A 13,233-nucleotide genomic window follows, 5' to 3' on the forward strand; every position below is an offset into this window, starting at 1 on the left:
AATATTTGAAATTCGATTAAAAAACGATTATAATATGAAAGTATTAGTAACAGGAGCTGCAGGTTTTATAGGTTTTTATACGGCTAAAATCCTTCTATCTAAAGGTCATCATGTTGTTGGACTAGACAATATAAATGATTATTACGATGTTAACTTAAAATATTCTAGGCTTAATGAATTAGGCATCGATAACAACGAAGCTGCAGAATTTAATAAACTTTGTAAGGGTGCGTCTGAGGAATTCTCTTTTATAAGAATGAACCTTGAAGACAGAGAGGAATTACCAAAATTATTCAAAACAGAAAAATTTGATATTGTTTGTAATCTTGCGGCTCAAGCAGGAGTAAGATACAGTATTGAGAATCCTGAAACTTATGTAGATTCTAATCTTGTTGGTTTTTTAAATATTCTTGAATGTTGCAGAAACAACGCAATTAAACACTTAGTATATGCCAGTAGTTCTAGTGTATATGGGATGAATAAAAAAATACCGTTTTCTACGGATGATAATGTAGATCATCCGATTAGTTTATACGCTGCTACAAAAAAGAGTAATGAACTTATGGCACATACGTATAGTCATTTGTTTAAAATTCCTACTACAGGTTTACGTTTCTTTACTGTATATGGACCTTGGGGAAGGCCAGATATGGCGATGTTCTTGTTTACAGATGCCATTGTAAACGACAGACCTATTAAAGTGTTTAATCATGGTAATATGGAGCGCGATTTTACTTATATCGATGACATTGTAGAAGGTGTTGTTCGGGTTATTGAGAAATCACCAACCAAACGAATAGAATCCAATGAATTCTACAAAATTTATAATATTGGAAACAACAACTCAGTTAAATTATTAGATTTTATAAAGGAAATAGAATTAAACTTAGATAAAATTGCAAAGAAAGACATGATGGAAATGCAGCCAGGTGATGTAGAACGCACTTGGGCAGATGTCGATGAATTAATTAAAGACTACGATTATAGACCTAACACCTCAATAAAACACGGTGTAAAATCTTTCATAGATTGGTTTAAAGACTATTACAATTAATCTCTTAAATTTGAACAAAATTTCTCTTTACTATAATTCGATAAGAATCTTATCGTAAAAAGAAGTTGTTTATATATTAAATTATTTGAATTAAATAAAAAAAAGTCAAATTTACACACAATTTAAAATTTAGACTCAAATCAAAATAAACTTAAAAGTATGAAAATCACAAAGATTTGCTGTATTGGAGCTGGTTATGTTGGTGGACCAACTATGGCAGTAATAGCAAAAAAGAATCCTAACATTAAAGTTACTATTGTTGATATTAATGAAGAGCGTATTGCTGCTTGGAATGATGAAGACTTATCAAAACTACCTATTTACGAACCAGGATTAGCTGAAATTGTTGCAGAAACAAGAGGAAAGAATTTATTTTTCTCTACTGCAATAGATGAAACAATTAAGGAATCAGAAATGATTTTTATCTCAGTAAATACTCCAACTAAAACTTATGGTAAAGGAAAAGGTATGGCCGCTGATTTAAAGTACGTAGAACTTTGTGCTAGAAATATTGCAGAAGTTTCAACAACAGATAAAATTGTTGTAGAAAAATCGACTTTACCAGTAAGAACAGCTCAAGCTATAAAAAGTATTTTACACAATACAGGTAAAGATGTGAAATTTGAAATTTTATCTAATCCTGAATTTTTAGCTGAAGGAACAGCAATCCAAGATTTATTAAATCCTGATCGTGTTTTAATTGGTGGAGAGTCTGGAGATGCTATTGAAAGCTTAGCCAATGTATATGGAAGTTGGGTGCCACAAGAAAGAATACTAAGAACCAATGTTTGGTCTTCTGAGTTATCTAAATTAACTGCTAATGCATTTTTAGCACAGCGAATTTCTTCAATTAATGCTATTTCAGAATTATGTGAGCATACTGAAGCTAATGTGGATGAAGTTGCAAAAGCTATTGGAATGGATTCTAGAATTGGACCTAAATTTTTAAATGCTTCAATTGGTTTTGGAGGTTCTTGTTTTCAAAAGGATATTTTAAACCTTGTGTATATTGCTAGAAGTTATAATCTTAATGCTGTTGCCGATTATTGGGAACAAGTTATTATTTTAAATGACCACCAAAAGCGACGTTTTTCAGATAACTTAATTAGTACATTATACAATACGGTTTCTGGTAAAAAAATAGCGATGCTAGGTTGGGCTTTTAAGAAAGACACTAACGACACAAGAGAATCAGCTGCCATATACGTTGCTGACCACTTACTAAATGAACAAGCAAACATAGCTGTTTATGATCCTAAAGTAAATAATAAAAAAGTACAAGCAGACCTTAATTATTTAAATACCAGATCTGAGGAAGAAAACAACGATTTAGTTAAATCGTATAGTGATCCATACGAAACATCAAAAGATGCACATGCGATTGCTATTATGACAGAATGGGATGAGTTTAAGACCTACGATTGGGAAAAGATATATAACCAAATGAAAAAACCAGCTTTCATTTTTGATGGTAGAAATATTCTGAACAAAGAAGAAATGACTAAAATTGGTTTTGAATATTCTTCTATAGGTAAGTAATATTTTAAAAATAATACTATATAAAAAGCACAAAATTCAGAAGAATTTTGTGCTTTTTATTTTACTGAATATGAATACCCATTTACTTTACAATTAATTTTTTGGTAATATTTCTATCTTTATTATTAAGTTTTATAAAATAAACTCCTGCTTGGAGTGAACTGATATCAACTTGTGTGGTCGTGCTAGGATTTAAGTTTTCATTAGTTATTTTAATGTATTGAACTAATTTACCAGTAACATCAAAAATATTTATATCTGATACAATCAACGATCCTGATATTTTTACGTTAACAATTCCTGAGGCAGGATTAGGATACACATCAAAAGCAAATTCGGTCTCTTCTTCAACTGGATTAGTTGAATCTATCCCACAATTTACATCCACCTCCACTCTAACTGTGGCCTCATCAAAATCTAAGGCATTAAATACCGTAACAGTATAATCGGTTGTTTCTGTCGGTGATACCTCAATCGTTTGTGTTGTCTCACCTGTACTCCAGATATAGTCATCTCCTCCACTTGCCGTTAAGGTTGATACATCTTCTAAACAAGCAAATACATCTTCACCAGCATCTGCAGTAACGCGATTTAGGACATTTACGGTGACTTGCTTTTCATCATAACATTCACCAATAAATCCTTTTATTTCATATGTTGTGGTTATAGAAGGGCTTACTGCTATATTTGGTTGCGATGCACCATTATTCCAACGGTATGTATTAGCACCAGAAGCAGATAACGTTACAAAGTCTCCACTTAATATTTCAACACTTTCTCCATTTGCTATAGTTACTACTGGGCTCGGATCTACATAAACCTTAACATCATCTGTATCCGATTGATCCCCTTGTGTTACCGTAACAGAATAAGTTGAAGTCGATAGTGGATTTACGACTATACTTTGACTTGTCTCACCTGTACTCCACAAATAACTATCTCCTTCATTTGCTGTAAGAACAACTTCATAATTCTGATTATCACAAACCCTTTCATCAGTACCTGCCGATGCTCTAAATAATGGAGTGACTTTAACAGTTACTTCTTTTAGCTCACTGCTACATGAATTAGTCGTTCCTACTACGCTATAAGTTGTAGTTTGACTTGGACTCACTAAAATAGAATTAGATGTATCTCCTGTATTCCATAAGTACGATTCCGCACCGCTCACTAATAAGTTTGTGCTATCTCCTTCTATTATTGTAATACTTTCACTTATTGTTATAGTTGGTAATTCATTTACGATAACTGTTACACTATCTGTATCTGAATTCCCAAAACTATCCGTTACTGTAACAGTGTAAGTTGTAGTCTCTGTAGGGCTTAAAGTCAAGGAAGCACCTGCTTCACCTGTACTCCATGTGTAATTTATTCCACCTGAAGCATTTAATGTAACGCTTTCCCCAAAACAAATAGCAACATCATTACCTGCATCTGCATTAACTTCTGCTATGACTGTTACAGTAACTTCCGCTACACTCTGACATCCATTGGCAGAGAAACCTGTAACACTATAAGTTGTTGTTTCTATAGGACTAACCTCAATAGAATTGGAAGTGTCACCTGTATTCCATAAGTAAGAATCTCCTCCACTCACTAGAAGTGTCGTAGAACTACCGGTTACAATCGTTACATCTTCACTTACAACAACCTCTGGCATGGTAGAAACAAATACAGTAACATCAGCACTATCTGAACAATTGTTAGAGAATGTCTCTACTGTATATATCGTGTCTTCATTAGGATTTACTGTAATATTAGCTGTAGTCTCACCAGTACTCCATAAATAAGTATCCCCACCTTCAGCTGTTAAATTTACAAACTCACCTACACAAATTGTTTGGTTTTCTCCTGCATTTGCTATTGGTAATGGATTGACGGTTACAATAATATCATCTGTATCTGAGTTTCCAAAACCATCAGTAATTGTAACTGTGTAAGTTGTGGTTTCTGTAGGTGTAACTGTTGGTGTTGCACCTGATCCTCCCGTATTCCAAATGTAAGTTATGCCTCCTGAAGCATTTAACGTTACGCTTTCTCCTAAACAGATTGAAACGTCTTCTCCAGCATTGGCATTTAATTCTTCTACTACAGTTACAGTAACCTCAGCAGTATTTTGACAACCATTTTCTGAAAATCCTGTAACTATATATGTTGTTGTTACATCTGGACTTACTGAAATTTCATTTGTAGTTTCTCCTGTACTCCAAACAAAATTATTTCCTCCATTAGCCGTAAGTGTTGTAGAATCACCTATCATAATGAACACGTCATCACCAACTGTAATATTTGGTGATTCATTTACAAATACAGTAACACTATCATCTTTAGTATAGCCATACTCATCTTCCACAGTTACTGTATAGGTTGTTGTAATCGTAGGGTTAATAATAAGTTCAGAACCTGAATCTCCTGTATTCCATAGATATGTTGATCCACCTGAGGCAGATAAAGTGACGAATTCTCCATTGCAAATAGTAATATCTTCACCAGCATCAGCAATGATTTCCGCTATTACAGTTACAGTAACATTAGCACTACTTACACATCCATTCTCACTAACTGAGCTAACTGTATATATTGTTGTTTCTGTTGGGTTTACCTCTATAGATTCTGTAGTTTCACCTGTGCTCCATTCGTAGTTTTCTCCACCAGTTGCTGTAAGCGTAGTTGTCTCACTTTCAATAATTACAATATCTTCAGAAATAGTAATATTTGGAATTTCGGCTACAAAAACAGTAACTTCATCTATGCTCGAACAGTTCTCATTACTTACTTCAACACTATAACTTGTTTCGACTGATGGATTTACCTCAATTGAAGCTGTAGTTTCGCCTGTATTCCATAAATAAGAGACTCCTCCGGTAGCGACCAGTGTTGCAGATTGACCTAAGCAAATAGTTTGATCTTCCCCTGCGTTTGCTAAAGGTATGCTGTTTACTGTTACAGTAACACTATCTTCATCTGTATTACCGTCGTCATCAGAAACAATAACGAAATACGTTGTTGTTTCGGACGGGCTAACTTCTATTACAGCAGTGTTTTCACCACTATTCCATGAAAAATTAGGACCACCAGAAGCTGTTAAGATTATTGTGTCGCCTTCACACATATCTTGGTCTACACCAGCATTGGCATTAGGTAATGAATCAAAAAAAAAGGTTAATGAAAATTTATCTACAGCAACTACATCTCCAGTAGCGTCATCCTCGGAATAATAAGTTACAGTAAAGTTATATGTCCCTTCTTCCACCACATAAGATTCAAAATTTAAGTCCAAGTGACCGTTAGGAAGTCCTGCATAAATAGCACCACTTTCTACCCAAGTACCAGCTGTTGGCCCTGTCCAATCTACTTTTACACTTTCTACATCTGTATTTTCATCTCCACCTTCTGGTATACTTCTAAAATTTATTTCATTCCCTTCATCTGCTAAATTAATATCTGTATCTCCTACAATATTTTGAATTAATTCATCAGTAGCAGCATTGTATAAATCGTATGTACCAAAAAATGTATCTATTACTGTTATATTAGAACTACCGCTTAAACCTGTATTGTTAGAAGTATAAGTTATCTGAGCTAAACCCTCATTTACTGAAGTTAACATTCCATTGCTATCTACGGATACAATAGATTCATCGCTACTTATCCAAGTACCTAATTCATCCGTGGTATTTACAGGCATAAATACTGTAGTAACCTCAGAAGTCTCCCCAATTTCGATTGTAATATCCGTTGGATTTAAAATTACAGACTCTAATGGTATAGTTATATCTGTCACAGTAATTTCGGCTGAACCAGTAAAACCACCACTATCAGATGTAAAAGTGATTACTGCAACACCTACTGAAATAGATGTAACTATACCATTAGAGTCTACGGTTGCTATGCTAGAGTCAGTAGAGCTCCATACTCCATTTTTATTTAAAGTATTTTCGGGCGTAAATGTTGTTGATAAAACCACCGTATCAGGAATGTTTAATGTTGCTGAATTTGGAGCTACCAATACATTCTCTGCTGGTATATCCGGTATTGACCCATTCGAGGTCTGATTTAAGTATTCTTCTAAATCTGTATAACCATCTCCATCTGTATCTACAATACCATCGCTATCTAAATTCCCATATTCTGACATCTCCCATAAATCGTCCATTCCATCATTATCTATATCGTTGTAAGGTGTGCCATTATTGACTATTGGAAATGTATTTAAGGTGTTATCCTCTGTACTGTTACCTGTATCAACATCATTAACTGCTCTCGCGTCTTCTGAATCTCTTGCAGGCAATGATGCACCAACATGCGTTCTAAGATTATCCCACACGTCATTAGGCTCCCATAGGACTACATTGTCCATAACTATTGGAGTATTAATAACAGAATAACTTCTTAAATTTTCAGGTATTAAAATATCCCTATCGGCTTGACCTCCGCTATTTTGACCAATTTCCCATTCATCATATGTATCATTTGGTCTATATGGAGTAATGTTATTTTCAACAAAAATCCCCATATCATTACCCATAGTGGCAGCTCTTAACCACCGTCTATCGGAATAACCATTCTCAACAGTTGGCGGTACTCCACTTCCATTATTATTTTCTTTAGCCCTATTACCTATAACGTTAACATAAAAAATACCTGCATCAGAACTCATATCATTATTATTAAAAGAAGGTCCATTGGTATAATCGTAATGAAAGTTATTTATATGTTCAAAATAAGAATCCCATCTAGGCGCTTCATTTACAGGAGTAGATACTGCTGGATTCCTTGTTGCTGTACTCAACCATGCATTTCTAAAAAATGATATTTCACTTGGTCCACGAGATACCAGCATCGTTTTATTACTCCCCCCATAAGAATTTGTAAATAAACAATATTGAACGGTAATATTATAAATTATTTTTGCCGGAGGTGGCACTGGGTTTTCGGCATCATAATTACTATCTGTATAATCAGCAAAATCTAAATTACCATCAGACGACCATGCAAAAGAACAATGGTCAAAAATTATATTGTGACCACTAGCAACCCAAACATTATCTGAGTTGTTACCGCCAGCGTATGACGTAGAACGCCTAAACCTAATGTGCCTTATAATAACTTCACTTGCATCCACCTCTAAGGCAGGCTTATCGGATCCTTCCTTGCTTATCATAATACCATCACCAGGTGCAGTTTGGCCAGCAATAGTTATATTTGGATTAGTAATTCTTATAGTATTTATTAGATTAATTCTACCACCTACTTTAAATATTACCGTTCTGGCACCACTTGCTTCACAAGCTTCTCTAAAGCTTCCTGATCCGCTATCATTTAGGTTCGTTACTTCATATATAGTACCTCCTCTACCACCAACGGTATACTTACCATAACCTTCAGCGCCAGGGAAAGCGGGTATTTGTGCGTAAGAATTAAAAGTTGCTAATACAGTAAGCAGCAATATAAATCTAAAAGTAAATTTAATCATTTTAATAGGGGCTTTTATAAAATTAGTTGCAGTACTAGGTTATGTCAATTACAATTTTATAAAAAAAACTTCATTAAACAAGATTAAACACTAAATTATTCGACGTTACGTCTATTCTTGTAAGAATTTATCACAGGATTAAACATTATCGACAAAACACGCCTTATCTACGTTGAAATACACACTTTAGATGTTTAATTGGAAACTTTAACAAGTTGAAAGATTATATTACAAGACTGTAAAAACTTTTGTAACAATCTTCAACCTTTAAATAACACCGTATCTAAAATGAAAAAATATTACTTAACACAATGGTAATTACGTATTTTAAACAGTTAAAACACAAATAGTAATAATAATAGAATAAAAATGCTTTTTTTTACAAAAAAACTTAATGTATGTGCGGTATATACTTAACGAATATCACTTTTGATGATAAGGTTATAAAAGAAAAATTAGATTCAATTTCATTTAGAGGACCAGATTACACAGGGATTGATAAAGTTGAAAATATCATTTTTGGTCATCTGCGTTTGTCTATTTTGGATTTAGACCCAAGATCCAACCAACCCATGAAATACGAGAATCTAACTATAGTATTTAATGGCGAAATATATAATTACAAACCTATTAAAAAAGAGCTTTTAAACCTAGGTTATAGTTTTAAGACGAAAAGTGATACCGAAGTACTTTTAATAGGTTATAAACATTGGGGAAAATCTATTTTAGATAAAATTAACGGCATGTTTGCGTTTAGTATTTATGATTCTGTAACAAATAAATTATTCTCAGCAAGAGATAGATTAGGTGTAAAACCATTTTATTACTATTGGAATAATGAAGATTTAGAGATTTGCAGTCAAATAAGACCATTATTAAAAGACAAAAAAATAAATGAAGAATCTGTTTCTATTTTTTTAGACTGTATGTTCATTCCTAGTCCATATACTATTGCTGAAGATATATATAAGCTTCCTCCAGGAAACTATATGGAAGTAGATTTTAACTCTAATAAATTAGTAGTTGATAACTATTGGAATTTAACAAAATCAACAATCAAAGATATCTCTTACGAAGATGCAAAAAAAGAGCTCCATGAATTATTAATTGATGCTGTAAAAATTAGATTACAGTCGGATGTTCCAATTGGATCTTTTTTATCAGGTGGAATTGATTCAGCCTTAGTTTCCAGTATTGCTGCCAAAGTTTCACCTACTCAAATCAACACCTTTTCAATTGGATTTGATGACCCTAAATATGATGAAAGTAAAATAGCTGAACAATATGCTAAAATCATTAATTCCAAACATGTTACTACAATCTGTAGTCCAAATGATATATTAAAACTAATACCCAAACTTACCGAAGTGTATGACGAGCCATTTGCAGATAGTTCAGCACTACCTTCTTTATTATTAAACAAAGTAACAAAACAGTATGTAACCGTTGCACTCTCTGGTGACGGAGGTGATGAAAGTTTTATTGGTTATCCGTATTTTGATTCTTTAATAAGAAATAAAAGAGTTATTGATATTCCTTATTTCATTAGAAAGTTTTTAGCTAATCCTTTATTTTTAAAACTATTTAGGATCAACTCCCATCGAGTTAGAAACGCTTTAACTACAAAAACTAGAAATGACTTTATAGAAAATATTTTTTCAAGAAAAGGATTACTTCTCAAAAAGAAAAATCAAAGTTGGATGAAGCACTATCAAGGTTACAAAAAATGGTCTGATATCTTTCTTCAGAAAGCTGCAGATCTTAATATAAAACTTTGGTTAGAAAATGATAGTAATGTAAAAGTTGACAGAGCTAGTATGGCTTATTCTGTCGAGGTAAGAAGTCCTTTTTTAGATTATAGAGTTATAGAATACGCAAGAACACTACCAATGCATTTCAAATATGAAAAAGGTAGGCAAAAAAAAATATTAAGAGATATATTAAAAGAATACATTCCAGAAAATGTATTTGATCAACCCAAAAAAGGATTTGCCGTTCCTATTGGAAATTGGATGCGAAATGAATTGAGAGAAGAGTTTATGACAGCGCTTAACGATGATTTTTTAAATAAGGTTCCGAATTTAAACGTGGATAAATTTAAAAAAATGTTAGAAGAACACATGAGTAATAAGCAAAATCACACATCAAATATTTGGAAGCTATTTGTTCTAAGCAAATGGTATGATGAATTTAGAAGTAATTAGAATTTGTTTTAAAAACTTCAATCGGCCCTTTCTAATTTGAAATTAAAATTTTTATTTTTACTAGGATTATATTTTATGTAATCAATAAATTTTAAAAGATTTGGATTAATAGTTCTTATGTCACCTGTAACATTCTTAACAACGTTAAGGATCCCTAAAGAGAAATATCTTATTGTAAAAGAAAATGATTTAAAATCATGATATACCTACGTGTTTTTAAATGAAAATCCACCTAACGGACCAGAACTTTTGAAATAATCAGGAACTTCAAAATGAATAACACTTATATCGTCCGGTTGTTTAAACTAACGCTCTCAAAGGACGTATTATATCCTTAACTCGGCTTTCTAAAATAGAATAACCCCCAATTACGTCCATTCACAACTATATCACTAAATGATACATATTCTTTTACTGGATGATTTGTATGAGATAAAATTATAATTTCTGCAGTAGGATAACTATTTGATATATCTTGATTCATACTTAAATTATAATCTTTAAAATTGATACTTCGATACCTAATCCCATTCTCCTTTCCAAAATTCTTCCCTCCTCATTAAAAGCAAAGCTCCATGACATAAATTTTAATGTTCTTACAGTTCAAAAACTTTAAAAAGGTATCACTCGGGTCTAAAAAGGCTCCTAGTTTAGCCTGAAGCACTACATCTTCTTCAAAAATAACTGTTTTATTTTCTATATGTTTAGGAAGATACAAATCAATTATTTATCTGCTTATCAATTTTATAATGGCATCATGATTTCATATCGCTTGGTAAAAGCTTTCTTATTATCATCTACATTAAAACCATAAGACAAAACCCTTATTTTCTGAGCATGAAATCTTAAAGATGATAAATAAAGAATAGTAACGAGTATTTTTTTATCATAAAGACTATCATATTTATCAACAAAAGATGTTTACATGATATTAAATATATACTTTTAATCTGGTTTAATGAATTTAATCGTAAAATAACGTTTTTTACCAATAAAAATAGTTGCTGTATAATCGTTTTTTCATCTTTGGCGTTAACCAAATTCACTGTATTAATCGAAATTTATGTTCTATGAATAATTCAAATAATTTGATTTTTAATTTAAACTAAAATTCGCTTTATTTAAAAAGTATTTTCAAATATTGTGATGTCACCAAACATGGCTTTTAAATAAGCTACTAGTGAAACAAGATATAAGAATACGTACAATTCCTTCAACACTATTTCTTGAACTAAAGTAATCGATATTGAACTTAACTAAGCAATAATAAATTTGATCTTGTTTTTTTTATATCTGTTTATTAACTGTTTGCTTTTATCACAATTAAAAGTAATAGTAGTTTTACATTTGAAGTAAAATTGATATTCTTACAAAAAAAAATACAAAGTTATACCTAATGTCTAGAGTAAAAAAATCTTTAAAAAATGCGAAAGTTGGAGTATTCTTCTTCGTTGCTTCAATTTTTGTACAATTTTTCTCTAGAAAACTGTTCTTAGATAATCTTGGTGATGAATTCATTGGTTTAGAAACAACATTGAGGAGTGTATTAGGTTTTCTTAATTTAGCTGAATTGGGAATTGGAACAGCGATTGGATTTACTTTATACAAGCCAATTTTTGATAAAAACCACAAAGAAATCAATAAAATAATTGCACTTCTTGGTGTACTCTATAAAAGGATTGGTTATGTTATTATTGGTATTGGAATTGTGGTCTCCTTATTCTTTCCAATAATCTTTCAAACAACCTCGTTCTCCTTACTCTTAGTCTACTTTGTTTTTTATACTCTTCTGTTTTCTTCATTGCTTAGCTATTTTGCTAACTACCATCAAAGTCTATTAGGTGCTGATCAAAAAGGGTATATCATTCAAGGCTATTTTCAAACTCTAAATATTATTAGAGTTATACTTCAAGCCATAATTGCAGTATATTTTAAAGATTTTTATTTATACATCATCTTAGAGTTAATCTTTAGCATAATTTATAGTATAATAGTTCGCTACAAAGTAAAACAAGAATATCCTTGGTTAATCATTAATTCAACTCAAAAAGCTGAAATAATTAAAGAATATCCAGATATCATAAAAAAGATAAAACAAGTTTTTGTTCATAAAATGGCATCCTTTGTTAAAAGCGGAACTGACAACATTTTAGTAGCGACTTTGGTAAGCCTAGAGAGCGTTGCTTTCTTTGGTAATTACCAACTTATATTTACTAAACTAAGCGGATTAGTAAAAATGGCTTTCGCAGGCACAGGGTCTGCTATTGGAAATTTAATTGCTGAAGAGGATCAACAAAATATTAATAATATATTTTGGGAGTTGATGGCTGTTCAATTTTTTATAGCAGGTTTTTTTAGTTTAATTATGTACTATACAATGGAACCCCTCATAGCACTATGGGTAGGTAGTCAATACATATTAGCTAAAACGACGTTAATTCTATTAATAGCGAATTTCTTTATTTATCAGATAAGCTCTCCTGTAGAGCGCTTCAAGAATGCTTATGGTCTTTACTCCGATACTTGGGCTGCTGCTGCAGAAGCCATAATAAACCTTGTTATCTCTTTTGTTTGTGGAAGTATTTGGGGAATTGATGGTATTATCCTTGGTACATTAGTGAGCCTAATTCTAATCGTTGTAATTTGGAAACCTTACTTTTTGTATAAACATGGATTTAATAGAAGTGTTTGGATCTATTGGAAAGGTATGTTACCTGAATTTGTTGTTTTCATTGCAGCTACTCTAATAGTGAACTATACTGCCAGCTATATTCCTTATGACAGAGATACTTCTAGTATAGTAAACTGGATTTTATATACTTTAAAAATCACAATTCTTGTAACCACAATTTATGGTTTACTGTTGTACGTGTTTATTAAAGGATTTAGGGTATTTACTTTTAGAATGAAAGATTTAGTATTAAAAAAACTGTTTAAGTAATATTAGAATCATAATAAAA

Annotated in this window: 5 protein-coding genes; 4 read left to right on the forward strand and 1 reads right to left on the reverse strand. The window is 31.9% G+C overall.

Annotated features, from left to right (window positions below):
- Positions 1 to 34: 34 nt before the first annotated feature.
- Complete coding sequence (locus HM984_RS00995) at positions 35 to 1,054, forward strand: NAD-dependent epimerase (RefSeq protein WP_179347753.1); 1,020 nt, start codon at positions 35 to 37, stop codon at positions 1,052 to 1,054.
- Positions 1,055 to 1,213: 159 nt separating this feature from the next.
- Entirely contained in the window at positions 1,214 to 2,593 is a 1,380-nt protein-coding gene (locus HM984_RS01000; RefSeq protein ID WP_115808773.1) for a nucleotide sugar dehydrogenase, read from the forward strand.
- Between the two features lie 82 nt (positions 2,594 to 2,675).
- On the opposite strand, the gene HM984_RS01005 is transcribed toward HM984_RS01000, so the two are convergent.
- Positions 2,676 to 8,069 (reverse strand): T9SS type A sorting domain-containing protein, encoded by a 5,394-nt coding sequence (locus tag HM984_RS01005; protein WP_179347754.1) that lies wholly within the window; start codon positions 8,067 to 8,069, stop codon positions 2,676 to 2,678.
- 398 nt (positions 8,070 to 8,467) lie between these two features.
- On the opposite strand from HM984_RS01005, the gene asnB reads away from it, so the two are divergent.
- Both asnB and HM984_RS01015 read left to right on the forward strand, forming a co-directional pair.
- Positions 8,468 to 10,273, forward strand: coding sequence for an asparagine synthase (glutamine-hydrolyzing) (asnB, locus tag HM984_RS01010; RefSeq protein ID WP_179347755.1), 1,806 nt, complete (start codon positions 8,468 to 8,470; stop codon positions 10,271 to 10,273).
- A 1,396-nt stretch (positions 10,274 to 11,669) separates the two neighbouring features.
- Positions 11,670 to 13,214 (forward strand): lipopolysaccharide biosynthesis protein, encoded by a 1,545-nt coding sequence (locus HM984_RS01015; protein ID WP_179347756.1) that lies wholly within the window; start codon positions 11,670 to 11,672, stop codon positions 13,212 to 13,214.
- Positions 13,215 to 13,233: the final 19 nt, after the last annotated feature.

It is taken from the genome of Winogradskyella pacifica (genome assembly GCF_013403915.1).
In the GTDB taxonomy this organism is placed as follows: domain Bacteria; phylum Bacteroidota; class Bacteroidia; order Flavobacteriales; family Flavobacteriaceae; genus Winogradskyella; species Winogradskyella pacifica.